This is a genomic window from Streptomyces sp. NPDC048002 (genome assembly GCF_040653275.1).
Taxonomy (GTDB): Bacteria; Actinomycetota; Actinomycetes; order Streptomycetales; family Streptomycetaceae; genus Streptomyces.
Window position 1 is genome coordinate 248,846 of the sequence record NZ_JBEZNL010000004.1, and the last position, 23,285, is coordinate 272,130.

At 71.0% G+C, this 23,285-nt stretch carries 22 protein-coding genes; 11 read left to right on the forward strand and 11 right to left on the reverse strand.

What is annotated here, in order from left to right; all coding sequences use genetic code 11:
• Window positions 1-288 precede the first annotated feature (288 nt).
• Window positions 289-1,434, forward strand: coding sequence for an aromatic ring-hydroxylating dioxygenase subunit alpha (locus tag AB0E07_RS08520; protein WP_362247583.1), 1,146 nt, complete (start codon window positions 289-291; stop codon window positions 1,432-1,434).
• Window positions 1,435-1,561: 127 nt separating this feature from the next.
• Here the strand turns inward: AB0E07_RS08520 and AB0E07_RS08525 are convergent, their stop codons facing one another.
• The gene (locus AB0E07_RS08525) at window positions 1,562-2,083 is read right to left on the reverse strand and encodes a nitroreductase family deazaflavin-dependent oxidoreductase (RefSeq protein ID WP_362247584.1); all 522 of its coding nucleotides are present in this window, start codon (window positions 2,081-2,083) and stop codon (window positions 1,562-1,564) included.
• 166 nt (window positions 2,084-2,249) lie between these two features.
• Between AB0E07_RS08525 and AB0E07_RS08530 the strand changes: the two genes are divergently transcribed.
• The 3 genes from AB0E07_RS08530 to AB0E07_RS08540 all read left to right on the forward strand — a co-directional run bounded on the left by AB0E07_RS08530 (window position 2,250) and on the right by AB0E07_RS08540 (window position 4,870).
• Window positions 2,250-3,338, forward strand: a complete 1,089-nt coding sequence (locus AB0E07_RS08530) for a PP2C family protein-serine/threonine phosphatase (RefSeq protein ID WP_362247585.1) — start codon at window positions 2,250-2,252, stop codon at window positions 3,336-3,338.
• A gap of 63 nt (window positions 3,339-3,401) precedes the next feature.
• Window positions 3,402-3,908, forward strand: coding sequence for a MarR family transcriptional regulator (locus AB0E07_RS08535; protein ID WP_362247586.1), 507 nt, complete (start codon window positions 3,402-3,404; stop codon window positions 3,906-3,908).
• 275 nt (window positions 3,909-4,183) lie between these two features.
• Complete coding sequence (locus AB0E07_RS08540; protein ID WP_362247587.1) at window positions 4,184-4,870, forward strand: hypothetical protein; 687 nt, start codon at window positions 4,184-4,186, stop codon at window positions 4,868-4,870.
• Window positions 4,871-4,873: 3 nt separating this feature from the next.
• Here AB0E07_RS08540 and AB0E07_RS08545 read toward each other — a convergent pair whose 3' ends face one another.
• Window positions 4,874-5,620, reverse strand: coding sequence for a DUF4142 domain-containing protein (locus AB0E07_RS08545; RefSeq protein ID WP_362247588.1), 747 nt, complete (start codon window positions 5,618-5,620; stop codon window positions 4,874-4,876).
• A 303-nt stretch (window positions 5,621-5,923) separates the two neighbouring features.
• Window positions 5,924-6,922, reverse strand: coding sequence for an intradiol ring-cleavage dioxygenase (locus tag AB0E07_RS08550; RefSeq protein ID WP_362247589.1), 999 nt, complete (start codon window positions 6,920-6,922; stop codon window positions 5,924-5,926).
• A 706-nt stretch (window positions 6,923-7,628) separates the two neighbouring features.
• Here AB0E07_RS08550 and AB0E07_RS08555 point away from each other — a divergent pair.
• Window positions 7,629-7,919, forward strand: a complete 291-nt coding sequence (locus tag AB0E07_RS08555; protein WP_362247752.1) for a substrate-binding domain-containing protein — start codon at window positions 7,629-7,631, stop codon at window positions 7,917-7,919.
• 21 nt (window positions 7,920-7,940) lie between these two features.
• Here AB0E07_RS08555 and AB0E07_RS08560 read toward each other — a convergent pair whose 3' ends face one another.
• Window positions 7,941-8,699 (reverse strand): type 1 glutamine amidotransferase, encoded by a 759-nt coding sequence (locus AB0E07_RS08560; protein WP_362247590.1) that lies wholly within the window; start codon window positions 8,697-8,699, stop codon window positions 7,941-7,943.
• Window positions 8,700-8,780: 81 nt separating this feature from the next.
• Window positions 8,781-10,112, reverse strand: coding sequence for a DUF2254 domain-containing protein (locus AB0E07_RS08565; protein ID WP_362247591.1), 1,332 nt, complete (start codon window positions 10,110-10,112; stop codon window positions 8,781-8,783).
• 120 nt (window positions 10,113-10,232) lie between these two features.
• Between AB0E07_RS08565 and AB0E07_RS08570 the strand changes: the two genes are divergently transcribed.
• The 3 genes from AB0E07_RS08570 to AB0E07_RS08580 all read left to right on the forward strand — a co-directional run bounded on the left by AB0E07_RS08570 (window position 10,233) and on the right by AB0E07_RS08580 (window position 11,604).
• The gene (locus tag AB0E07_RS08570) at window positions 10,233-10,721 is read left to right on the forward strand and encodes a GNAT family N-acetyltransferase (protein ID WP_362247592.1); all 489 of its coding nucleotides are present in this window, start codon (window positions 10,233-10,235) and stop codon (window positions 10,719-10,721) included.
• Between the two features lie 89 nt (window positions 10,722-10,810).
• The gene (locus tag AB0E07_RS08575; RefSeq protein ID WP_362247593.1) at window positions 10,811-11,098 is read left to right on the forward strand and encodes a hypothetical protein; all 288 of its coding nucleotides are present in this window, start codon (window positions 10,811-10,813) and stop codon (window positions 11,096-11,098) included.
• A 110-nt stretch (window positions 11,099-11,208) separates the two neighbouring features.
• Window positions 11,209-11,604 carry an amphi-Trp domain-containing protein gene (locus AB0E07_RS08580; protein WP_362247594.1) on the forward strand — a complete coding sequence of 132 codons (396 nt, stop codon included), beginning with the start codon at window positions 11,209-11,211 and terminating at the stop codon, window positions 11,602-11,604.
• 27 nt (window positions 11,605-11,631) lie between these two features.
• Here AB0E07_RS08580 and AB0E07_RS08585 read toward each other — a convergent pair whose 3' ends face one another.
• The 3 genes from AB0E07_RS08585 to AB0E07_RS08595 form a co-directional block, all read right to left on the reverse strand.
• Window positions 11,632-13,215 carry a family 10 glycosylhydrolase gene (locus AB0E07_RS08585; RefSeq protein WP_362247595.1) on the reverse strand — a complete coding sequence of 528 codons (1,584 nt, stop codon included), beginning with the start codon at window positions 13,213-13,215 and terminating at the stop codon, window positions 11,632-11,634.
• Between the two features lie 71 nt (window positions 13,216-13,286).
• Entirely contained in the window at window positions 13,287-14,027 is a 741-nt protein-coding gene (locus tag AB0E07_RS08590) for a peptidoglycan-binding domain-containing protein (RefSeq protein ID WP_362247596.1), read from the reverse strand.
• Window positions 14,027-14,275 carry a hypothetical protein gene (locus tag AB0E07_RS08595; protein WP_362247597.1) on the reverse strand — a complete coding sequence of 83 codons (249 nt, stop codon included), beginning with the start codon at window positions 14,273-14,275 and terminating at the stop codon, window positions 14,027-14,029. Before AB0E07_RS08595 ends, AB0E07_RS08590 begins: the two co-directional genes overlap by 1 nt.
• Before the next feature lie 355 nt (window positions 14,276-14,630).
• Between AB0E07_RS08595 and AB0E07_RS08600 the strand changes: the two genes are divergently transcribed.
• Window positions 14,631-15,242: a hypothetical protein gene (locus tag AB0E07_RS08600; protein ID WP_362247598.1), complete on the forward strand. Its 612-nt coding sequence runs from the start codon at window positions 14,631-14,633 to the stop codon at window positions 15,240-15,242.
• 85 nt (window positions 15,243-15,327) lie between these two features.
• Here the strand turns inward: AB0E07_RS08600 and AB0E07_RS08605 are convergent, their stop codons facing one another.
• Window positions 15,328-15,891 carry a dihydrofolate reductase family protein gene (locus tag AB0E07_RS08605; RefSeq protein ID WP_362247599.1) on the reverse strand — a complete coding sequence of 188 codons (564 nt, stop codon included), beginning with the start codon at window positions 15,889-15,891 and terminating at the stop codon, window positions 15,328-15,330.
• Window positions 15,892-16,040: 149 nt separating this feature from the next.
• Between AB0E07_RS08605 and AB0E07_RS08610 the strand changes: the two genes are divergently transcribed.
• Both AB0E07_RS08610 and AB0E07_RS08615 read left to right on the forward strand, forming a co-directional pair.
• On the forward strand, window positions 16,041-16,949 hold the full coding sequence (locus tag AB0E07_RS08610; protein ID WP_362247600.1) for an NAD-dependent protein deacetylase: 909 nt from the start codon (window positions 16,041-16,043) through the stop codon (window positions 16,947-16,949).
• A 254-nt stretch (window positions 16,950-17,203) separates the two neighbouring features.
• Window positions 17,204-18,961: a S8 family serine peptidase gene (locus tag AB0E07_RS08615; RefSeq protein ID WP_362247601.1), complete on the forward strand. Its 1,758-nt coding sequence runs from the start codon at window positions 17,204-17,206 to the stop codon at window positions 18,959-18,961.
• A 79-nt stretch (window positions 18,962-19,040) separates the two neighbouring features.
• Here the strand turns inward: AB0E07_RS08615 and AB0E07_RS08620 are convergent, their stop codons facing one another.
• Both AB0E07_RS08620 and AB0E07_RS08625 read right to left on the reverse strand, forming a co-directional pair.
• Entirely contained in the window at window positions 19,041-21,071 is a 2,031-nt protein-coding gene (locus AB0E07_RS08620) for a glycoside hydrolase (protein WP_362247602.1), read from the reverse strand.
• A gap of 139 nt (window positions 21,072-21,210) precedes the next feature.
• Window positions 21,211-23,256: a beta-galactosidase gene (locus tag AB0E07_RS08625; RefSeq protein ID WP_362247603.1), complete on the reverse strand. Its 2,046-nt coding sequence runs from the start codon at window positions 23,254-23,256 to the stop codon at window positions 21,211-21,213.
• Window positions 23,257-23,285: the final 29 nt, after the last annotated feature.

The window sequence follows — 23,285 nt, forward strand, 5'->3', positions numbered from 1 at the left end:
GGCGGCGAGGACCGCGACGGGCCGCAGCAGGCATCCACCCCCTCACTCGTACGGACGCGCCGACGGCGCACGGAAGCGCGGCGGCTTTCACGATGAAGGGGCTGGGGTACTTCCGTCGTATCGACGTATGGCTGTGCCAAGCACGACATGTGACCGTCTGAGTTCCTTTCCGTCCTTCGCGGGGGAGTGAGCATGGCTGAGTCCGACCCCGACGGGTCTGTGCCCCTTGCCGCCGGGCACCGGCGCAGTGGGACTTCCGCGCCCGGCGAGACAGTCCGGAGCGCCGGCATGGTCGATCTTCGCCGCGTCGGGGCGAACCCGGACTTCTGGTATCCGGTCGCGTTGTCCCGGCGCGTGCGTGCCGGCCGCGTGGTGGGAGCCGCCTTCGCCGGTGAGCGCATCGCGGTCTACCGCACCCGGAGCGGTACCGTCCACGCGCTGGAGGACCGGTGCGCCCACCGGCAGGTGCCGTTGAGCATGGGCGTGGTGGACGGCGAGACACTCCGCTGCTGCTACCACGCGTGGGCCTACCGCGGTGACGGCCGTATCTCGCAGATCCCGTACCTGTCCAAGGGCGACGCCCGTCCGCCGCGCGGGGTGCGCGCCTATCCGGTCCGTGAGGCGTACGGCCTGGTGTTCGTCTTCCCCGGCGACCCCGACAAGGCGGCCGACACCGCCCTGCCCGTACTGCCGGCGTTCGGTTCGCCGCGGTACAAGACCATGACCTACTCCCGGACCGTTCACTGCCACTACTCCTTCATGCACGAGAACCTCCTCGACATGAACCACCAGTTCCTGCACCGGGGTGTGGTCGGCAAGCTCCGCCCCGAGCTGCTGGGATACCGGACCACCGCGCGGTCGGTGGAGGCCCGGTACCTGTTCACCCACGCCGGGGGAAAGCGGAACCGGAGTGCCGGCCTGCTGGCGGCGGAGGGCATCGGCGGGAGCGACTCCAGCGACGTCATGACCATCCGCACCGAGTACCCCTACCAGACCCTCGACCTGGTACCGGAGAACGCCGACCGTCCGGCCTTCCGCCTCTGGGTCGCCTACGTCCCCGAGGACGCCGAGCAGCGCACCTGCCACGTCTACGGCCTGCTCATGATCGAGAAGCCCAGGATCGCGGCCGCCCTTCATCTCGTCTGGCCGTTCATCAGGCGCTTCACGGAGCGGGTGTTCGCCGAGGACCGGATGGCCGTCGAAGCCGAACAGCGGGCGTGGGACGAACAGGGTGAGGACCGCAATCACGAGGTCTTCCCACTGATCCTCGACGTCCGCGAGGTGCTGCGCACCAACGGCGTTCCGCTCGGGCCCAGGGGCACCGTGTGCAGCTCCGCTTCGGGTGACGCTTGCGCGTCGGCGGCCGACTGTCGTGCCTCGAATGCGGACGTTCCTGCGGGCGCGGAGCCCTTCGTTGAACTGTCGGAGGGGTGAACGGGCACTTGCCGGAAGTCCGACTCGGCGTGCGGGTCCGTGGTTGATGCCATGCTCCACGTTCAGCCGCGCCGCACCTTTCGCCGGGACTCTTTCGGGCTGACGATCGTTCAGGCGAACCTCGCCGTCAGCCCTGGCGGCCCTCGGGGCGATGGCATCCCTCGGCGTCGTCGAGCCGGACGAAGGGGATCGACCGGCCGGCCGCCTGGAACGACGCTTCGCTGCCGTCGGTGCCGAGGCCCATGAAGGCGCACAGGCGGCGGGCGGTTCGGGGATGCCGGAGGGCGTAGTCGGCCATGATCCTCGCCCCCTCCTCCGGTGCGAGGAAGTGCGCGGTGACCGCGTGCATCCGGCTGCCGACCTGAATCACCGTCTTCGGCTGGTGGCGCAGGTTCTGGTACCAGTCCGCCCGCGGGCCGTATCCGGAGGCGACGATCCAGCTCATGTCGCCCGGATCCCGGGAGACCACTTCCAGGACGACCCGGTGGTCGAGATCCGAGACCCGGCCGACGTGATGGAGCAGGAGCAGACGGTTCCCGAAGAGGCGCCCCCAGCCGATCCGGAAGAGGTGGATCGGCGCCCGCAGGGCCAGGCGCCGCCAACCCGAGGGCGGGCGGGGGCGTCGGGGTGCAGTGACTCTCGGTGCCATGTCTGCCCTCCACAGGCCGGATGCGCCGGTCCCCGGACTCGATTGGGTAAAGGACCAAAGCCGCGAGCGGGCTCCCGCAGCCTACTCTTGCATAGGCTAAAGGTTGGGGGACCGCCCGCCGTGCCCGGGGCGCCCTGGAGCGCCTCGACACCGCAGGAGTGCACACATGACCGACAAGACGCCCGCATCGAACACCGCGGTGCTGTCCCGCATGCCCATCGCGGTGATGGCTGTGGTCGCGGTCGCGGACCTGATCGCCGGGCCGGGAGTCGGCTTCCTTCCGCTGGTGTCGCTCGGTCCCGCGTTCGCCGGCCTGGTCGGCGGCTGGCGACGGACGGCCGTCATCGGCCTCGTCGCCCTGGCTCTGTGCGTGGGGCTCGGACTGTACGACGGACTGTTCGACAGTCGCCGCGGTTACACGGCCATGGCGGCGGTGGCCGGAGTCACGGGCGTCGGCATCGCGGCGGCCGTGACGCGCTCGCGCAGGGAGGCGGAACTGGCCAGTGTGCGCTCGATCGCCGAAGTCGCCCAGCGGGTGCTGCTGCGGCCGGTGCCGCTGACCGCGGGCCCGTTGCAGGTGGCGGTGTCCTACACCTCGGCCGTCGCCGAGGCGCGCATCGGTGGCGACCTGTACGAGGTGGTGGCCTCACCGCACGGGGTCCGGGTGATCGTCGGCGATGTGCAGGGCAAGGGGCTGGCCGCGGTGGAGACTGCGGCCGTGGTGCTGGGAGCCTTCCGGGAGGCCGCGTACGACGAGCCGGAACTCGTGGGCCTGGGGGAGCGGCTGGAGCGCAGCGTCGCCCGCGAACTGGAAGGGGAGAAGTTCGTCACCGCGATCCTGGCCGAGATCGGCGGCGACCACGAGGCGGTTCTGCTGAACTGCGGGCATCCCGCGCCCATGCTCGTACGCCGGGACGGCACCGTCCACTTCCCCGAGCCGCCCGCCTACGCCCTCCCGCTCGGGCTGGGAGCACACGATGCGGGCAGCCCGCAGCCGTTCCGGGTGCCGTTCGCGCCGGGGGAGCAACTGCTGCTGTACACCGACGGTGTCACGGAGGCCCGTGACCAGCACGGGAACTTCTACCCCTTGGGAGAGCGCGCCCACCTGCTCAAGGAGCCCGACGCGCACCGCGCCCTTGAGTCGCTCCGGGCCGACCTCGCGCACCACGCCGACGGACCGCCTCGGGACGACGCCGCGATGCTTCTGCTGCGGTACCACCGTCATGAGGAGGGAAAAGCTGTTCCCATCCCGTGAGGGGGAGCCTCTTCGGCACGGTAGAAATGATCCATGGCGGAGCGCACGCCCCCGGCGGGGGCCATGGATGATGTCGATGCGGTGACCCGGGCGGTGCTGACCGCCTCGCGGCTGCTCGTGGCGGTGTCCGCCCGCTCCCTCGCCGAGGTCGAGGAAAGAGTGACCCTTCCGCAGTTCCGGATGCTCGTCGTCCTGCACAGCCGGGGAGCCACGAAACTGGTCGCACTCGCCGAATTGCTCGGTGTCGCCCCGTCCACCGCGATGCGCATGGTCGACCGGCTGATCGCCGGCGGACTCGCCGACCGGCAGACCAACCCGGCCAACCGTCGCGAGACCCTGCTGCGTCTCACGGAGGAGGGGCGACGGACCGTGGAGAACGTCACCGCCCGGCGCCGTGTCGAGATCGCCTCGATCGTCGAGCGGATGGCCCCCGAGCAGCGGGCGGCGCTGATCGGTGCTCTCGCCGCCTTCAACGAAGCAGGGGGCGAGCCGCCCGCGCCCGCACTGGATGACGCGGAACCGCACCCCTTGGGCTGGGCGATGGACGCGGCATCGGTGCCCGAAGCGTGAAGGACGGCGCGTGACGCCTGGCGCCTGAGGTCTGGCGCCTGAAGCCTGGCGCCTGAAGCCTGGCGCCTGCCGGGGAGGCCAGGTCCGAGGCAGGCTTTCTCCGCCCGTCTGCCATTTTGCATAATGCAAGGGTGGCGGCAGGGTGCGGCGCGACTGCCGGACCCCGGCAGGTCGGCCGGTCCGTGTCTGTCCGGTCCGAGGCAGTGCCCCCTGCTGCCCGGAGCGGCAGGATGCCGACACCGGACACGGAGACAGGGCAGGAGGTGGAGTCGCGCATGCGCTGGACGCGCCAACCCCTGCCCGCTGCGCAGCCGCATCTGCTGACCCATCTGCGCGCGTCGGTGTGGGGGCCGGCGGAATTCGTCGGCCGCCCGCCCTGGCGGCTGGTCGGGAAGGGACTCCTGGCCGGAATCCTGTGCGCGGCGGCCGTCGTCGGGACGGCTGTCGGTGGAGCGTGGTACGGGCTGCCGGCCCTGGCGGACGGCGAGGCCGGACTGGTCTGCGCCGCCGCGCTCGCCGTCTACCTGGCCGCGATCCGCGCCGGCCGCGCCCTGGTGGGCATCGCCGCCGTGCTCGGGGTGTGCCTCGCCCTCGCCGCTCCGCAGGCGGCCGCGGGGGTGGTGCTCGCGGAGCGCGGGCGGGTGGAGCCCGTGGTCGTGATGTCCGTCGACCGAGGAACTCCGGCCACCCCCGGGGGTTTCCTGTGCTCGGTGTCAGACCGGGACGGAATCCCGCTGAGAGTCCGGATCTGGCGCGGCTGCGGGCAGACGACGCGACCGGGCGACGCCCTGGCCGTGGTGCACGACCCGGACGGGCACGTGCTGCCGCGCGGTGTGGTGACGGAGCCGACCGTATGGGCCCCGCTGGCCGCCCCGGCGGGCTGGGCCGCCGCCCTGGTCGCGACGTGTCTGCTGGCGGTGGTGCGTTCCTGCCGAATGACGCACACCGCGGGCCGTTCCTGACGCTCAGCCCGCCGACGGGGACGGGGACGGGGTGGGTGAGCTGGTCCTGACGCCCAGATCCGGTCGCGGGGTGAGGACGACGACCGGGGCGTCGCCCGGCGGCGGGGGCGGGGTGAGCTGTTCCTTGGGGAGCTTGGGTGGGCTGGTCTGCTGGAAGTTGACCTGCTGGTAGTTGACCAGTCCGGTCTTCTCCAGGACCGTGATGTGGTCCAGCACGGTGTCGTTGGCCAGGTCGGCGAGCTGACGTACGAGGGTGTTCTCGGTCGAGGCGCGGATCTTGGCGATGGCGGGGAAGATCTGACCGTGCGTGACACGCATGATGTTCACGGCGGTGGTGTCGAACTCGATGCCGTTCTTGGAGTCGACGGTTGCCACGAACTGCTGCTGCTGGGGCGATGCCTGGTTGGGCAGTCTGATGTTGAGTTCGGGCGCGATCTTGCGGCACATGTCGTCGAGTCCCGCGTGTCCGACGATCAGGTGCTTGCCGGCCTCCTTCATCTCGTCCGTGGTGCCGCGCTGGAGCGCCATCTCGCCCAGGGGGTACTCCCACAGTCCGGCGGACCGCACCTTGACCACGAAGTCGCGGTCCGCCTCGGTCAGCGGCCCCCACTGGGTGTTGGCGATGATGCGCGAGGTGTCGGTCGTGGCGTTGTCGAGGCCGAGCATGGCGGGATAGGCGAGCGCCGAGAGCGTGAGCACGAGCGCGCCGCCCACGAAGACGGTGCCGATCGTGTTGCGGGCGAGGGGCATGTGACGTCCTGACGTGAGGGGGCGAGGTGTCAGGAAGTACGGGCGCGGCAGCCGAATCCATCATTGCATCAAGCAAATTTTGCACTCTGATGAGTGAGCTGTGTCACAGGGGTGCGTGAAGGGTCTGGCATGCGCGGATCGTGCTGCGCTCCGCGTCCGGCCGGGCGCGCGGGCCGGACTCGGGTCGCCGGTCTCCGGGACCGCGGCCCGCGAACGCCGACGGGCCGGTGCGCGAGGCCACCTTCCTCGCGCACCGGCCCGGTCCGGCTCCCTACGAACGCCAAGCGCCGCGACGCGTGGCGATCAGTTGCTCGCAGCGGGGGAAGGCGCCCCGGACGGCGGGGTGCCGCCCGGCTGCTGCCCGTCGCCGGGCGGCTGACCGCCCCCGCCGCCTCCCTGTGTGGGCTCGGTGCCGGTGTCCACGCCGAAGGTCAGCTCGGCGGTGTAGCCGTCGGTGACATTGCCCGAGACCTCGGGCACCTGGAGCTTCCAGTCACCGTCGCCGAAGATGCCGTCGTCGGAGACCTTGGTGCCGACACCGGCGAGGTTCTCCGTGGATCCGGAGTAGGTGTCGAGGGCGTAGACCTTGGCGAGCATCGCGGGCGGGAAGGCGAGCTGGGACGTCGCGATGGCGCTGCTGACGTTGGTCGCGGAGTCGGAGCTCGGGTAGACCTCGAAGTGGATGTGCGTCCAACGGCCGGTGTAGCAGCCCGGGACGATGGTCTTGAAGGTCACCGAACCGTCGGCGTCGGCGATCTGGACACCGCGCAGGTAGGTCTCGTTCTCGACGCCCTCGGAGTACATCGAGTACAGGCCCTGCGCATCGCACTGCCACGCGTACACGGCCACGCCCTCGAAGGGGGCGTCGTCATCGGCCATGTCGGTGACGTTGAATGTGAGAGTGAGCGGTACGCCCTCAACGGTCGTTCCGCCGTCGAGGCTCGACGTGATGTCGCTGCGCACGATGCCCGACCGCTCAAGGATGTTGACGTCGTTGGTGCCGTCGGCCGGGTAGGGCCCGTTGGTCTCCTCCGGGATCTCTCCCTCGGAGGTACCGGAGCCGGCCGAGGTGCTCGGTGTGGACCCCGTGCCGCTCGTACTGGAATCGTCCGAGGAGCAGGCGGCGAGCGCGAAGGAACTCACTCCGGCGCCGACCATGCCCAGCATGCGGCGACGGGTCAGCAGGGTCCTGGCATCGAAACCGGCACCCTGGTCCACGACCTCGTCGTGCGGGCGGGCGAGGAGCCGGCCTTCGTACGCGGGGCCTTGAGGTGTCTGATCGGCGTCGGGGACTTGACCCACAAGTGTCTCCAATGAATCGCTGCGATGTGTGCCCCACCACCGTGGCGCGAACTGCCGTGAGCTGCCTGTGAGGACGCTTGGATCGGGGTGAGAGGTCGTCTGACCTGCCCGTACGGCGTGTACGTCGGCTGTGGGGTGCTCCACTTGTCCGCTCGGTCGACGCTTCGGCGCACGAGCACGCGAACCGGCGGCCGTCCTGAGCGCGTCGGACCGCGTCGTCCGGCCGCACGCTACCCGCGCCGGGCGCGAGTGTTTCGGCGACTCGCGCCGTGCTCACGTCCGCGCTTCGGTAAACGGCCTCAGCCGGATTCCCCCGTCGCGTGCAGGACGACCGCCGCCTCGCGTTCCTGCTCGCCCAGCGAGCCCGGGACGGGCAGGCTCGGCCGGCGCAGCGGCACCAGTTCTCTCTGGAGGACCATGGCGGCCGAGCCAGGGCGGGCGCGATGGCGGCCGGTCCGACAGGCGTACGACGACAGGGTGGGCCGCCCGCGCGACCGCGGCGAAGTCCGCCGCCACCGAGCGGCGTTGCCCGCCCGGCGCCTGAGTCAGTCCCGCCTCGCGGGACAGTCTGAGGTCGGCGCGGGCCTGGGCGGCCACGGCGGCCGGCCCGGCCAGTGCCTCGGGGCATCCCCGCGCCCCGCACAGTCGGGTCAGTCCACGTCCAGGCACGGCGAGATCGTCGAGTACGAGGACGCGGGGAAGATCCATCGGCAGCCGGGACACCCCTACACCCGCACCCTGCGGGACTCCTTTCCCAGCCTCACCGGCGAACGCGGCGTCGGTTCCCGGCGATCTCTCACTGATCGCCTGGGACGACTCCACCCTGTGCCGACTTGCCTCCCCGCCGCTGACCCCGATGACCGTGGACGTCCACGAGTACGGCGCCCTCGTCGCCGAGGCGGCACTCGACCTCATCGACGGCCGCCCCGACCGCGACCGCTGGTCACCGGTCGCCCACTTCGTGAGCAGGGGATCGACGGAGCCCGCGCCGAAGTGACGGTCCGGGCGCCCCGACGGCCTACCTGCGCCCAAGGCCTTGACCATCGCGCCCGTCGACGGCCGTGGGTCGGACGGCCGCGAAGTCGTGGATGACGGCGGCGAGGTTGGCGGTCAGGCGCCGGGCGGCGCGGACCGCCTCCGGTTCCGCCCGCCGGGCTTCGGCTTCGAGCGCCGTGCGATTCAGGCCCTCTTCCGCGAGGGCCGCCTCGTCCCACCGGGCGAGGCGGCCCGCGTCGGCCTCCGGATGGAACTGGACACCCCACGCACGCGCGCCGACACGGAACGCCTGCACCTGACAGACGTCGCTCTCGGCGAGACGGACAGCGGCCTCGGGCAGACGGGTGATCTGGTCCCGATGGTTCTGTATCACCGGGAACGAACTGGGCAGTCCGCGCATGAGCCGATCACCGTCCGCCTCCGGCAGCAGCCCGACCTGACAGCTCCCGCGCTCCGGTGAACCGAAGCCGCCCTCGACCGTGCCGCCGGTGACGGCCGCCAGCAACTGAGCGCCCAGGCAGATGCCCAGCAGAGGAGTCCCGTCCTCGACCGCCCGGCGAGCGAGACCACGCTCGCGCGGAAGCCAAGGATGGCGGATGTCGTCGTCGGGCAGGAAGCCACCGCCGAGGAGGACGATGCCGTCGTACCCGGCGGGAGTGCCAGGAGCATCGGCGCCCTCCCTCTCGACAACGGTCAACCCCTCGTCGTGCAGCCAGGACCGAAGGCGTCCGATGCCGCTGCCCGGTGAGTTCCGAACGACCAGGACGCGGGGAGTCGCCATGCCGGGGCTGCCTTTCGGGGAAGTCGCGAGTTCGCCGCCTCGGAGCATAGGGAGTTGAGCCTGGCTGCGCGTCGCTGGGGTTCAGCCGATTCCCTGCCGGTCGGGCCGGAGCGCGAAGGAGCGGTCGGCCGAGGTGGGTGCTTGGCAACTGACGGCCTGGCAGAGCAGTTCGCGATGGCGCGCCAGTGGCTCGCGCCGTTCGGGCGGGACCAGGAGCAGCAGGTCGTCGAGACCGGCGAGGACACGGCGGGTGACCTGCGGGCTTCCGGTGGCGCATCCGCGGACTTCGGTGAAGCCGAGGTCGACGAGTGCGGTCCAGGTCGGCACGGGCTGGACCAGGCGTACGGTTCCGGCCCGGTCGAGGTGGAGGGCGGCGTCGAGGGGCCGTCGGCCGAGTGCGGCCAGGAGCTGGACTACCCGGTCCAGGGCCTGGACCGCGGTGGTGGGGTCGTTGATCCCCGCGGACAGGGCGCGCAGCGCGATGTCGGAGAGCTGGCGCAGCCCGAACCCGAGATCCTGGTGGTAGGTGCGCTCCACGCCCACCGACAGGACGCGGCGCAGTGCCGCGCGAGGGGGCGCCGGTCCGCCGTGGACGGCGAGGACAGGAGTGCCGGGGACCACGAAGTCGCCGACGCGGGGGATCAGGCGCAGGACCACCCCGTGCCGCCGGGCCACCCTGACGAGCCGGGCGACGTGCACGTCCCGGAGGACACCGGCCCGTCCCTCGTACAGGACCCGGGCGGTGACCGGGCCGAAGTCGAGAGGGACCGTGCCGCTGTCCGGTCCGGGCACCCAGGTGGCCGCCCGCAGGGACTCGGCGGCGATCCGCGCGATGACGTGGCTGATCCGCATCAGCCGAAGGGTGGCATTCACGTACAGCACGAACAGCAGCAGGCTCAGCGCGACCATGACCAGGGTGAGGACCGACTGCACCAGCGGAACGGAGACCAGCGCGGCGGGGTCCGGCGTGCTGTCGTACGAGGTCAGGACGAGGAGGGTCAGCACGAAGGTGGCGAGGAAGACCCCGAAGGTCGCCTTGGTGATCCGGCTGTGGACGAAGAGCCGCACCACGCGGGGTGTGAACTGCCCGCTGGCCATCTGCACCGCGACGAGCGAGATGCTGAAGACCACACCGATGAAGGTCATCATCGCCGAGCTGACGGTACTGACCACACTCTTGGCGTCGTCCGCGAAGCGCGCCAGCTCCTCGATCTCCTCGTAGGCCCCGTCCTCCTTGAGCGCCTCGACGATCAGCGCGTCGCACTCCTGCGCCACCACCCAGACGACGAACACGGCCGCCATGGCGGCGACCGGGGCGAACCAGAAGGTGTCGCGCAGATGCTCCCTGAGCGGAGACAGCACCGGGGGCCGACGCCCCCACAGAGAACCCTCCGTAACCGCTTCATCACGCATGGCCCGATGGTAAGAGCCGCACCCGTGGATCCGGCGCACTCCCACGACCACGCCGCCGCCGACCGCAGCCCGCGGCCCCCGTCGGCGGGAGGTGTCACCCGGGTGCGAAATACTCTGGGGATGGGTTCACGCACTTCCCCGACCGGCCCGCCGGTCGCGATTCGGAGAGCCGTCGCGCGGGACGCCAAGCGGCTCGGGAGGCTTGTGCGTGGTTCAGGCGCCTACGCGGGCGGATATTCAGCGGCGGTCGCGGGCTACCGTGTCGGCCCCGACTACATCGAGGCTCACCGCGTCTTCGTTGCCGTGGGCGACGACGGGCAGGGGAGCCGGGTCCTCGGGTTCTACTCGCTCGTCCTCGTTCCACCGGAACTCGACCTGCTGTTCGTCGCCGACGAGGCCCAGGGCCGGGGCATCGGGCGGATGCTCGTCGCGCACATGAGGTCCGAGGCACGTGCCGCCGGGATCGACCGCGTCAAGGTCGTGTCGCACCCTCCCGCGGCGGACTTCTACCACCGCGTGGGTGCGGTACGGACCGGGACCTCGCCGGCGAACCCGCCCGCCGTTCCGTGGGACCGTCCCGAGTACGAGTTTCGGATCGCCCCGGAGTGAAGCCGTGGGCAGGACACGGAACCGGCACGCCTTCGTCACGGACTGATCATTCGGCGCGCCCAGGGCCCTGAACCGGGCAGAGTGCATCCGTGTTCGCCTGCGCCTGCGCCGATGTTCCCGGAATCACGCACTCCACGGTCTCGCTCGGGGTCGTGATGACCGTGACGCTCGTGCTGCTTGCCGCGGTGATTCTCACGGCGGTCTTCGCGGCCGCGTGGGTCGTGGGGCGCCTGCTGCGGCTCGGCCCCTTCCGGGAGTCGCTGGGAAGCGATCCGGATGGCGCGGACGCGCCGTCGGGCCCGCGGGACTCTCAACCCGGAAGCAGCGTCTTGGCTGCCTTCACGTGGACTCGGGACGACCCGGCTGACCCGCGCTGACGCGTCCGGAGCGAGCCGTTCGGCGCTGTGCCCCACCATGAGGATGTCCGATCCCGGACATGGCGCCAGAATGGGCGTTATCCATACTTTCGGGCGGATCGGAGACCCTCATGAAGGACCTCAAGTTCGAGCAGAAGCGTTCGCTGTCAAGACTTGAGGCGGCCGACCAGCTCACGGCACTCGCGGACGCGCTGAGGGAAGGCGGGGAGGCGCAGCTGGATCTCGGCTCCGGAACGTTGAGCCTGCGGGTACCCGACGACCTTCGCAGTGAGGTGGAGGTCGAGATCGGCGATGGGGAGATCGAGCTGGAGATCGAGTTCAAGTGGCCCACCGCACCGACCCGTACGGCGTCTTCGCGGACGCCCGCGGGCACCGGGAAGACCGCGGGCACCGGCAAGACCGCGGGACGGAAGAACAGCCCCGCCAAGCCCCGTCGGAGCAGCACGGGCAACTCCGGCAGCACGAGCACGAGCAGGAGCAAGAGTGCGAGGGGGTCCACCGGATAGACGCTTGGCGGTCGCGCGCCGCGGGCGTCATGGCATGGCCAGGAACGGCGGGAAAGTCGATGTGGCGATGCTGCCTTTCGTCACCCTCACCACGGTCTTCGGGACGCCGATGACGCCCTCCGGCAGGGAGAGGCTGAGGAGATACAGACCGGGTTCCACATGGGCGAAGCCGAACCAGCCCGAGCCGTCGCTGAGCCGGGTGACCTTCGGGCCGGGGCCGGGGCCGGGGCCGGTGAGCGGGGTGAGGGTGACCGGTACCTGGTCCAGCGGGCCGCCGCCGCGGAGCTGGAGCCTGCCGGTCACGTGCCCGTCCCGGGGTGCCGTCTTCCACGGCATGCCGGGCACCGCCGCCTCGTCTCCGAACGGCGCGTCCTCGCCCGTCGTGAGCGCCTGCACGAGCTTGGCGCGCTCGGCCTCCAGGCCGCCTGCCGCCACGTCCTTGCTGGGGGTGGCGTACGAGTAGCCGCTCCAGCCGGCCGCGGTGTTGCCCGCCGCGCTGGGGCTCAGCGCCTCCTTGACCTGGCTGAGCGAGTCCTCGACGCCGTTCAGGTAGAGGGCGGGTCCGTTGACGGCCTGCCGCTCGCCCTGGTGGTCGGTCAGGAACTCGGACCACTCGGAGAACATCCGCGCCTGGTCCGGATTCCAGTTGCGCTTGTAGTTCATGGTCACCGCGGTGTCCATGATTCCCTCGTCCAGCCATCCCGCCCAGTCCTGAAGGACCTCGGAGTACGTGCGCGTGGCCTGCCAGCCGCCGACCGCCTGGGGCCCGTGGCCGTAGGTGATCGCGTCCATGGACAGGCGGGCCCGCGGGTCGACCTCCCAGACTCCGAGGTAGATCCTGCGCACCAGTTGGGTGACCTGGCCGCGCCGCCAGTCGCTCCAGGCGGCGTCGGAGGGCAGGGGTACGTCCGTCCGGCCCGTTGCCTGCTGGAAGCGGGCCACGGACACGGCGTTGTAGCCCCAGTCGCTGTGGGTGGTGGTGGAACTGCCGTCCGGGTAGCGGATGTAGTCGAGGTTGACGCCGTCCACGTCGTAGTTGCGCACGATGCTCTGGACGCCGCGGACGATGTAGTCGACGGCGGCCGGATGGCCTGGGTCCACGTAGGCGTTGGCGCCGACCAGTTCCTGGCCGTTGGCCTTCTTGTTGAGCCAGCGGTCGGCTCCGGTGGCGCTCGGGCCGTGCTGGTTGAAGACATGGTCGGGGGAGCGGGGCGGGGTGCTGCTGTTCCACATGGTGTTGACGTTGACCCAGGCGTGCACCTGGAGGCCCGCCGCGTGCCCCTGCCGGACCACTTCGGCCAGCGGGTCGTAGGGCGCCGGGGCGATGGCGGCATCGGTGCGCGGGTACAGGGCGTTGTTGCAGAAGCAGTCGTAGCGCCGGGCCGTCTGCACGATCAGGACGTTGGCGTTGAGGTCCAGCGCGTCCTCGACCAGCGCCGTGACCTGGGTGGGTGTGTAGATGCCCGGGTTGAAGGCGTCCACCCAGTAGCTGCGCCACTGGGGCGGCGTCGCGCTGTCGTCGGCGCGGGCGTGGGCGGGCGGCGCGGTGAGCGCAGCGAGGAGCAGGCCGAGGCCCGCCGCCAGGGTTGTCAGTACGCGAGGTGGGCGCATGTCGATGGTCCCCTTGTGGAGTTCGCCGGCTGCGGGCGTACGTGGTGGAGGGCGGCGGGCCGTCGTCGGCTCTAGGCGAACGTGGCTCCCCAGGTGGCCGGCCCGACGATGCCGTCCACGGTCAGTCCCCTGCTCGACTGGAAGCTGCGGCAGGCGGTGTCGGATCCCGGCCCGTACTGGCCGTCCACCGTGAGGGCGTAGCCGTGCGCGCTGTTCATCCGGTACTGCCAGGTCGCCACGCTGGCGTGCACGAAGGTCGGCGGCTGGCGGAAGTTGACGCCGGGGTGGGGGAGGGGACCGCCGCCGGGGTTGACCTCGCCGCTGAGCACTCTGGCGTACAGGTTGCCGGGGCAGGCGGTCGCGTGGTGGTCGCGGTGGCCGGTGAGGGCGGGCGCGGCGCCGCCCGACACGCGCAGGCGGTTGACGCCGAGACGGATCGCGTCGACGAGTCCGGTGGTGATGGTGTCGTAGCTGCTCGCGGTGCCGCCGGTCAGCGCGCAGACGGCGTACCAGTCGTCGTTGCCCTGGGTGGTGCCCTGGGCGGCGGTGCGGACGTATTCGCCGCGGCCCTGGAAGAGGTAGCCGTGGACGCAGGCGAGGTGGCTGTAGGCGATGTCCGACCAGCCGTTGGAGTCCATGTGGAAGTTCTGGATGCCGCGCACCTGGGCGGCGCAGTCGGCGTGCGAGGCCTTGGCGACCTTCACGGCGTCGACGTGATGGACGACCACACCGCCCTGGCCCGGGGTGATGTTGTTGCTGACGCTCAGGGGCGCCCTGGCGCCCCATTGGGAGCGGGTGACGAACGTGGCCATCAGCTGCGTCCTCCCTGGTCCAGGGCGCAGTTCACGGTCGCGTTCAGGGGTTCGGTGTGGGCGACGTGCGCGGCTTCGGGGCCGTGGATGGCGCCGGGGTGGCGGGAGTTCGTGACGAGGGGGAGTTCACGGCCTCCGGGTGGGAGGGGGTTGGCGGCTTGCGCGGGCGCGGAACAGATGGCGGGCAGGGTGAACGCGCCGGCGGCGGCCGCCAGCAGCGTGGTGCGGCGGGACGGACCGTGAGTCAACGGACCTCCAAAGGGTGTGGGGGTACGGGCAATTGTCGAAACATTGACAGGTTCCAGTCAAGACAGTGACAGCCGTCGTCCGGCGCACCGACACGGAAGGACGGTCCGCCACTTCGAGGACCGCGCACTGCACTGCCACGCCGGGCGGCACGCACCGCGAAGTGAAGGTTCGGAGCCGCTTCGGGCATTTCGGTGATGCTATGTCAGTTTTGCGCGATTGCGCTGGCAGGGACGTGTCCGGGGGTGGCGTCCGTGTGTGTGTGGGGGGCTGGGTCGGCTCTGGTTGCGGCGAAGTGGGACCTCCCGGCGGTGGCCGGTCCGTAGCGGCGTCGGACGGCCCGGCTACGGTGGCCGAATGAACGGATCGGACCTGCCGGCGGGCGCACTGGCTCGCCCCGGCGGATTGCTGCCCCTCGTGGCCGGCGACGAGCGCGTGGTCGCCTTCTTCGCCGGTATCGCGGACCTGGATGCGACCAGTCCGGCCGATCACCTGCTGGAGGACGGCGTGCGGCTCGCTTCCGGGGCCCGGCTGGAGCAGTTTGCGCGGGCGGGCTCGGGCGACGCGTACTGCTTCGTCGGAGAGGGCGGCGAGGAGCGCCCCGTGGTGTACATCAGCCTTGACGGCGAAGCCGGACTCCTCGCCGTCGGACTCCCGGAGCTGATCCGGCTGTGCCTGGTGACACCGTGGTGGCGCGACGCTCCCGGACGAACGGCCCGAGAACTCCGTGCGGTCGCCGACGAGTACCGGCAGGACATCCCCGACCTCGACGAGCGCCGCGACCTCGCGGCCAGGGCGCTCGGACTCGACCCGGACGAACTGCCCTCCGAAGCGGCTGCCCTGGCCCGGCTCGCAGAGCTTGCCCGGGGACCGGCCGCCGCTGCGTGCCTCGTCATCGGCTACGAGAACGAACCGCTCGACCCGCTGTTCGACACCGCCCCTGACGGCTCTGACGCGCCGGTTCGGTAGGTACGAGAAGGCCGCTCGATCAGAGCGAGGCAGAGCGCCGCGGGATTCCCGGGTGGCCGGGGTTCGTGACGGGCGGGCGTTGCGCTCAGGGCTGGGTTTCGTACCGGGTCATCAGCACGCCGTTGGGAAACCGCCGGGTTTCCGCCAGGGTCAGGTTGACCCAGGTGTCCAGGGTGGTGAAGAAGGGTGTGCCGCCGCCGATGAGGACCGGGTGGGTCACGGTCACGTACTCGTCGATCAGGCCCGCCCGCATGGCGGCCGCGGCGAGTGTGGCGCCGCCGATGTCCATGGGGCCGCCGTCGCCGGCTTTGAGCCGGGTGATCTCGGTGATCGCGTCGCCGGTGACCAGGCGGGCGTTCCAGCCGACCGTGAGGGGCGTGGCGGAGAACACCACCTTGGGCATGTCCCGCCAGCGGCCGGCGTACTCGATCGCCGCGCGTGAGGCACCGGGCTGTCGGTCGGCGGTCGGCCAGTGCGAGCTCATGCCCTCCCACAGCTTGCGCCCGTACAGCGCGAGGCTCGTGGAGTGAACCCGGTCGGACCACCACTGGAACAGCTCGTCGCTCGGCATGCTCCAGCCGAGGTCGCCCCCGGGGGCGGCGACGTAGCCGTCCAGGCTTAGGTTCATCGCGAAGGTCAGTTTCCGCATGGCGTCAGCCTTCCGGGAGTCGGTACTCGGCGTCGGCTTACAGACCGGCGCGGCGCGGAAGAATCATCGGTCGGGCCACGCACGGACCGGCCAGGGCGGGCTCGCGCGGTCCCGTCGCGGACCGGCGTCGGTTTCGTACCCTGGCAGTCATGCGCACCCGTCCCACTCTGCACTGGACCCCGCCCGCGGATCTGCCGCCGGGCAGCACGGATCTGAAGCCGTTGGCCGACGTGCTGGGCGCGGGCGGGGCGCTGGTGCTCAGCGGCGCGGGGATCTCGACCGAGTCCGGTATCCCCGCCTACCGGGGCGAGGGCGGGAGTCTGACCCGCCACACCCCGATGACGTACCAGGACTTCACCACCAGCGCGCGGGCCCGGCGGCGGTACTGGGCGCGGGGGCACCTCGGGTGGCGGACCTTCGGCCGGGCCCGTCCCAATGCGGGCCATCTGGCCGTGGCCTCCTTCGCCCGGCACGGGCTGCTGTCGGGGGTCGTCACGCAGAACGTGGACGGTCTGCACCAGGCTGCGGGCAGCGAGGGGGTCGTGGAGCTGCACGGAGGTCTGGACCGGGTCAGGTGCCTGTCCTGCGACGCCGTCACCGCCCGCGCCGATCTGGCCGTACGGCTGGAGGAGGCCAACGCGGGGTTCGCGCCGGTGGCGGCGGGGCTCAATCCGGACGGTGACGCCGACCTCACCGACGAACAGGTCGCCGGGTTCCGTGTCGTGCCTTGTGCGGACTGCGGGGGCGTCCTGAAGCCGGACGTGGTGTTCTTCGGCGAGAACGTGCCCGTGCGGCGGATCGAGCACTGCCGTCGGCTGGTCGGGGAGGCGGCCTCGCTGGTGGTCCTGGGTTCCTCACTGACGGTGATGTCGGGGCTCCGCTTCGTCCGCCAGGCCGCTCAGGCCGACATCCCCGTACTCATCGTCAACCGGGACCCGACCCGGGGCGACGCCCTCGCCGCCACCCGGATCACGCTCCCGCTCGGGGCCGCCCTGACCTCGGTCGCCGAACGGCTCGGCGTCCCCGTCGAGGGGCCCACGGTCGTACCGGAAGGCTGAGCCGCCGCCGCCCGGAAGGCGGGACGGAGCCAGCCGCCTCCCTCGGTCGGCCCACCGCATTCTCCGCGCTTGTGCCTATAGTCGGTATTCGGCCACCGATAAACGAACTCCCTGGCTGCAAAAGGCACTTCCGTAACTGGCCGCGTGCATGACATCTTGCGTCCATCACTTGTTTCGTACGACCCGGCCTGACCACCGGGTCTTCGGAGGACGCATTGATACCCCACAGATCCAGCCGACCTCGCCGTGCCCTCGTGCTGGCTGCCACCCTCGGCGCCGCGCTCACTCTGGCGGCTCCCGTCGCGCTCGCCGACACCGCCCCCGTCTCCCCGTCCGGCGCCGCCGCACCCGCCCCCGCGGCGGCCCCCGCCTCCCAGAGCGCGGCCTGGGTCGCCGGGACCCGCGCCTACCTGGTGATCACGGCGCCGGGTGACACCACGGCGGTCCGCGACGCGGTGACCGCCAACGGCGGAACGGTCTTCCAGTACTACGACGCGATCGGTGTCATCACCGCCCACTCCGCTTCCGCCTCCTTCGCCGCCACGATGCGCGGCGTGAACGGGGTCCAGCAGGTCGGCGCCACCCGCACCTCCGACGTGCCGGCGGACGCCTACAACCCGGCGCTGCCCGCCAACCCGGCCCAGTCCACGACCCCTTCGGGCGAGCCGGTCCGCGCCGACATGACCCAGATCAAGGCCGACCAGGCCTGGGCCGTCACCACCGGCTCCGCCTCCGTCAAGGTCGGCATCCTCGACACCGGTGTGGACGACCAGCACCAGGACCTGGCGCCGAACTTCAACGCCGCGGACTCCGCGTCCTGCGCGTACGGAAAGCCGGACACCCGTACGGGTGCCTGGCGCGACGTCGGCACCCACGGCACGCACGTGGCCGGTACGGTCGCGGCCGCCAAGAACGGCAAGGGTGTCATCGGCGTGGCCCCGGGCGTGAAGATCTCCTCGGTGCGCATCGCCGAGCCCGGCAGCTCGCTCTTCTTCGCCGAGAACACCGTCTGCGGCTTCATGTGGGCCGGTGACCACGGCTTCAAGGTCACCAACAACAGCTACTACACCGACCCTTGGCAGTTCAACTGCCCGGACAACGTCGACCAGGCCGCGATCATCGAGGGCGTCAGGCGCGCCCAGGAGTACGCGGAGGGCAAGGGCTCGCTCCAGGTCGCTGCGGCCGGCAACTCCAACCTCGACCTGGCGAACAAGACGACCGACACGGAGAGTCCGAACGACTCGACGCCGGTCACCCGCACCATCACCAACGCCTGCCTGGACATCCCGACCGAGCTGCCGGGCGTCGTCACGGTCTCGGCGATGGGCACCACCGCGAAGGCCTCGTACTCCAACTACGGCCTGAACGTCATCGACGTCACGGCGCCGGGCGGAGACTCCACCGGCGTCTACAGCACCCTGCCGGGCGGCAAGTACGGCTCGAAGAGCGGTACTTCGATGGCCTCGCCGCATGTCGCCGGTGTGGCGGCGCTGCTGGCCAGCACCAACCCCGGCATCACGCCCGCACAGTTGCGTGACAAGCTGGCCACCCAGGCCAACGACGTCGCCTGCCCGTCGGACAGCCGGTGCAAGGGCACCACGGCCAAGAACGGGTTCTTCGGCGAGGGGCAGGTCGACGCCCTCAAGGCCGTCGGCAGCACCCCGCCGCCCGGCAGGTACTTCGAGAACACCGCGGACTTCGCCATCGGTGACAACACGACCGTGGAGAGCCCGATCACCGTCAGCGGCGTGACCGGCAACGCCCCGGCGACCCTCAAGGTCGGTGTGAACATCGTGCACACCTACATCGGGGACCTGAAGGTCGACCTGATCGCCCCGGACGGCACCGTCTACACGGTCCACAACCGCTCGGGCGGCAGCACCGACAACATCAGCCAGGTCTACACCGTCAACGCCTCCTCCGAGGTCGCGAGCGGCACCTGGAAGCTCCGGGTCAACGACAACGCCGGCGGCGACACCGGCCGGATCGACTCCTGGAACGTCACCTTCTAAGCGGTCGACCGTCTGTCCGGATCCGCCTCGCGGGCGGGTCCGGACAGACGGCGTCCATCACGACGTCGTACGGGCGGGCCTAGGAGGCCGTCACGTCCGTGATCCGCCAGCGCTGGTTGGAACCGGAGTTGGCCTGCCAGGTCGTGACCGCCGCACCCTCGCCGGTGGCCTGGCCGCCGACTTCCAGCAGTCGTCCGGTGGCCACGTTGACCAGGGTCCAGGTGCCGTCACCGGTCGACGACAGGATCCACTCGGTCGCCGGGTCCCGCTCCCCGGTGTCGGGCTCCACCACGGGCACGTTGTCCCGTACCGCGAGCCGCTCGCCCTCGGCGGGGTTGGCGAACACGTACCGCTGGCGGTTGCCGGTCCTGCCGTAGCGGGCGTCGAGCCGCCACTCCTGGGCGACCGTGCCGTTGGCCGAGCCGATGACCAGGTTCGTGCCGTTCGCGGCGACCGTGACCGCCTTGCCGCTCTGCACACCGGTCAGCGTGTAGGAGTGGCCCTTGCTGAACAGGCCGGCGTCCTTCGCCACACCGGAGACGCCCTTGACGGCGAACGACGTCACCGACTGGGCCGGGACCGTGTACGTCGCCCTGCCGTCGACGACCCTCACCGGTGCCTGGCGCTGGAGCTTGCCGTCGGCGCTGGTCACGGTCGGGGTGACGGTCGCGTCCCGCTTGATCGTGCGGAACTTGGACAGGTCGAGGGTGACCGTCCGCGCCTCCGTGGTGGAGTTGACGTGGACGAGCGAGGCGCCCTTGCCGTCCTTCGTCACCGCGGCGGCGCTGGAGGTGTCGTCCACCTGGATCAGCCGGTCGCCGGGCTTGATGAAGTGGGTGAAGTTCCGCGCCGTGTCGAACTTGGTGTTCGTGTAGATCGGGCAGGTCTCCAGGGTGTCCGTGGAGGTGCAGCTGAACGGGAGCTGGATGGAACCCCAGTTGCCGCCCTTCGCCGACTCGCCGCCCGGCTTCATGTTGTCGTAGTCCTCGACCGGCTGCCAGAACACCCAGGCCGTGGGCTCCAGTTCGCGCAGGTCGTCGACGATGCGCTGGGCGAGGCCGAGGCCCGGACGCATGTCGGTGAAGCTCTGCCCGTCGCCCCAGTCGCCCTCGACCTCGCTCATCCACAGCGGCTTGTCGGCGGCCTTGGCCAGATCGCGGACGGTGGTGCGCTGCCCGGTGCCGTAGGTGTGGACGTTCATCTGGTCGACGACGTCCTTGATCTCCTGGGAGTAGGAGTTCCAGTTCGTCGCGAACGTGCTCGGGTTGGTCTCGTCCATCGCCGAGATGTCGGCCTTGACCTTGGCCTTCTTCAGTGCCGCGGGAAGCGCGGCGAGCACCTGCTGCTGGAGCGCCGGGCCGATGTGGGCGCCCTCCTGCCGGCCGCCGACGGGCTCGCCGTTAGCGCCGAGGGTGGTGCCCCAGTAGTTCGTGTTGGGCTCGTTGAACGGGTCGATCGTGTCGACCTCGATGCCCTCGGACTTCTCCAACAGCCGCGTCGCGCCCGCGAGATAGGCGGCGAAGTCGTCGACCGACTCGGTCTTGAGCTGGTCGGCCGAGGAGTTGAAGCCGCCGGAGACATAGCCGCTGACGGTCATGAACCAGGGCGGGGAGTTGCTGAAGGTCTCCCAGTGGTCGATGTCGTTCTTGATGCGGTCCACCCACCAGCGCTGCGTGGCGTCCGCCTCCTTGTTCCAGTCCGCCTTGTCGTCGGCGCTCCACCAGTCGGTGTCCTCGCGGGTGGTGCCCTCGGGAGCGTTCCACCAGCCCTCGACGGCACCGCCGGCCCGCAGATAGTCCGTCACGTCCGGGGCGTTGCCGCCGCCTATGTTGTAGCGGGCGATGTTGAGGGCGAGACCGTCGTCCCCGAAGAGGAGCCTGGCGAGCTTCTCCCGGATGGCGGGGGGATAGTCACCGGTCGCGTTGGCGAACCAGACCAGGCTGGTGCCCCAGCCCTCGAACTCCTCGTGCGCGTACGAGGGGTCCGGCGTCACCGTGACGGCGGACTCGGCGTGCGCCTGGACGGGGACGGTGAGAAGAGCGGCCCCGGTGGCCAGGGCGGTCAGCGCGGCGGCTGACAAGGTGCGTCTGTTGCGGGTACGGCGTGCCATCAATGCTCCCAACTGCGGTGCGGTCGCGGTGGTGGGCCCCTCGCACCGTGCCGGAGCGAGGGGATGGCCCTCGGCGCGGCCGGGGCCGCGCCGAGGAGTCGTGGGTGTTCAGTTGTGCGCCGAGGGGTCGTGCCTTCGATCAGCCGGCCGGCTGCCGCAGGACGGCGACCTCCCGGGGGCCGAGAACGAGGGCACCGTCCTGGCCGGTCGTGCCGATCAGGACGTCACCGGCGAGGCCGGTCACCGGGACGCTCGCGTCGGTGCGGTTGACCAGGAACAGGAACCGCTCCCCGGCCCCGCGCCGCACGGTCAGCTCCACCGATCCCCGCAGTGGGGCGGGGAGTTCGCTGTGCACCCCGGCCGGCTCCAGCAGCCGCGGCAGCAGCCGCGTCAGCCCGTCGACACCGAGGCGGGTGGAGACGTAGGACGCCGAACCGGTGCCCGTGGCACGGCGGGTGACCGCCGGGAGTCCGGCCTGCTCGCCGCTCGCGTAACGGACGAGGACCTCGGTCTCCGGGTCGGTCGCGGTGATCCGGTCGGTCCACACGGTGCCCGTGGAGGAGTCGTCGAGTTCCACACCGGTTCCGGCGAGCAGCGGCGCGAACTCCTCGATGCGGATGCCCAGCAGATCGCGCAGGGCGCCCGGGTAACCCCCGAGCCACACGCGGTCGTTCTCGTCGACGATCCCGGAGAAGTAGGTGGTGATCAGATGGCCGCCCTGCTCGGTGTAGCGCGTCAGCTCCTTGGCCAGTTCGGCGGGGACGACGTGCAGCACGGGCGCCACGACCACCTGGTGGCGGGAGAGGTCGTTGCGGGTGGTGATCAGGTCGGCGCGGATGCCCAGCGCGAGGAGCGCCGAGTACCAGTCGAGCGCCTCCTGCCGGTAGTCGAGCAGCTCGGTGGGGTGCGAGTCCTGCTCGCTGGCCCACCAGGAGTCCCAGTCGTAGAGGATGCCGACACAGGCCGCCTCCCGCTCCGAACCGGCCACCGGGGCAAGGGCCTTGAGGGTGGCGCCGAGCGCGGCCACCGCGCGGAAGACGTCGCTGTCGGCGCCGGCGTGCGGGACCATCGCCGAGTGGTACTTCTCGGCGCCCGCGGCGGACTGGCGCCACTGGAAGTAGCAGACCGCGTCCGCGCCGTGCGCCACGTGCAGCAGGGCGTCCCGGGCGAGGTCGCCGGGGCGCTTGGGCACGTTGACCGGCTGCCAGTTGACGGCGCTGGTGGAGTGCTCCATCAGGAACCACGGCTTGCCGAGCGCGATACCGCTGGTCAGGTTGGCCGAGAAGGACAGCTCGTCGCGGTCCTGCGGGCCGGGGTGGACGTAGTGGTCGTTGGCGACGAAGTCGATCTCCCCGGCCCAGTCGGGGTAGTTCATGCCCTTGGTGTTGCCCATCACCATGAAGTTGGTGGTGACGGGGATGCCGGGCGTGATCTGGCGCAGGAGGTCCCGCTCGGCGATCAGGTAGTCCTTGAGCGCGTCCGAGGAGAAGCGCTTGAAGTCCAGCTGCTGGGTCGGGTTGGGGTGCGAGGCCGCCAGCCGCGGCGGCAGGATCTGCTCCCAGTCGCTGTAGCGCTGCGACCAGAACGCCGTGCCCCAGGCGTGGTTGAGGGCGTCGAGCGTTCCGTAGCGGGCGCGCAGCCAGGTGCGGAAGGCGTGGGCCGCGTCGTCGGAGTAGTCGTAGACGTTGTGGCAGCCCAGCTCGTTGGAGACGTGCCAGGCGACGAGCGCCGGGTGGTCCTTGTACCGGGTGGCGATCTCGCGGACCAGGCGCAGCGCGTGGGCGCGGAAGACGGGGGAGGTGGGCCGCCAGTGCTGGCGGGCGCCGGGCGAGAGGATCTCGCCGGTCGCGGTGACGGGGAGGATCTCGGGGTGGGCCGTGGACAGCCACGGCGGCGGGGAGGCGGTCGCGGTGGCGAGGTCGACGCCGATGCCGCCGGCGTGCAGCAGGTCCATGACCTCGTCGAGCCAGCCGAAGTCCCAGGTGTCCGCGTCCGGTTGGATGCGTGCCCAGGAGAAGATCCCCACGGAGACGACGGTGACGCCGGCCTCCCGCATCAGCCGGATGTCCTCGTCCCATACGTCCCGGGGCCACTGCTCGGGGTTGTAGTCGGCGCCGAAGGCCAGACGGGGAGCGGGGTCACCGTCCGCCCCGCGGAGCATGCGGGACTGGAGGGTGGAGATCATGGCGTTCCTTCCGAAGGGGTGCACGGGGG

Excerpts from the sequence above, each read along its gene's own strand:
- AB0E07_RS08520 (WP_362247583.1), top strand. The coding sequence starts at position 289 with ATGGTCGATCTTCGCCGCGTCGGGGCGAACCCGGACTTCTGGTATCCG.
- AB0E07_RS08525 (WP_362247584.1), bottom strand. The coding sequence starts at position 2,083 with ATGGCACCGAGAGTCACTGCACCCCGACGCCCCCGCCCGCCCTCGGGT.
- AB0E07_RS08530 (WP_362247585.1), top strand. The coding sequence starts at position 2,250 with ATGACCGACAAGACGCCCGCATCGAACACCGCGGTGCTGTCCCGCATG.
- AB0E07_RS08535 (WP_362247586.1), top strand. The coding sequence starts at position 3,402 with ATGGATGATGTCGATGCGGTGACCCGGGCGGTGCTGACCGCCTCGCGG.
- AB0E07_RS08540 (WP_362247587.1), top strand. The coding sequence starts at position 4,184 with ATGCGCTGGACGCGCCAACCCCTGCCCGCTGCGCAGCCGCATCTGCTG.
- AB0E07_RS08545 (WP_362247588.1), bottom strand. The coding sequence starts at position 5,620 with ATGCCCCTCGCCCGCAACACGATCGGCACCGTCTTCGTGGGCGGCGCG.
- AB0E07_RS08560 (WP_362247590.1), bottom strand. The coding sequence starts at position 8,699 with ATGGCGACTCCCCGCGTCCTGGTCGTTCGGAACTCACCGGGCAGCGGC.
- AB0E07_RS08565 (WP_362247591.1), bottom strand. The coding sequence starts at position 10,112 with ATGCGTGATGAAGCGGTTACGGAGGGTTCTCTGTGGGGGCGTCGGCCC.
- AB0E07_RS08570 (WP_362247592.1), top strand. The coding sequence starts at position 10,233 with ATGGGTTCACGCACTTCCCCGACCGGCCCGCCGGTCGCGATTCGGAGA.
- AB0E07_RS08580 (WP_362247594.1), top strand. The coding sequence starts at position 11,209 with ATGAAGGACCTCAAGTTCGAGCAGAAGCGTTCGCTGTCAAGACTTGAG.
- AB0E07_RS08585 (WP_362247595.1), bottom strand. The coding sequence starts at position 13,215 with ATGCGCCCACCTCGCGTACTGACAACCCTGGCGGCGGGCCTCGGCCTG.
- AB0E07_RS08590 (WP_362247596.1), bottom strand. The coding sequence starts at position 14,027 with ATGGCCACGTTCGTCACCCGCTCCCAATGGGGCGCCAGGGCGCCCCTG.
- AB0E07_RS08600 (WP_362247598.1), top strand. The coding sequence starts at position 14,631 with ATGAACGGATCGGACCTGCCGGCGGGCGCACTGGCTCGCCCCGGCGGA.
- AB0E07_RS08605 (WP_362247599.1), bottom strand. The coding sequence starts at position 15,891 with ATGCGGAAACTGACCTTCGCGATGAACCTAAGCCTGGACGGCTACGTC.
- AB0E07_RS08610 (WP_362247600.1), top strand. The coding sequence starts at position 16,041 with ATGCGCACCCGTCCCACTCTGCACTGGACCCCGCCCGCGGATCTGCCG.
- AB0E07_RS08620 (WP_362247602.1), bottom strand. The coding sequence starts at position 21,071 with ATGGCACGCCGTACCCGCAACAGACGCACCTTGTCAGCCGCCGCGCTG.
- AB0E07_RS08625 (WP_362247603.1), bottom strand. The coding sequence starts at position 23,256 with ATGATCTCCACCCTCCAGTCCCGCATGCTCCGCGGGGCGGACGGTGAC.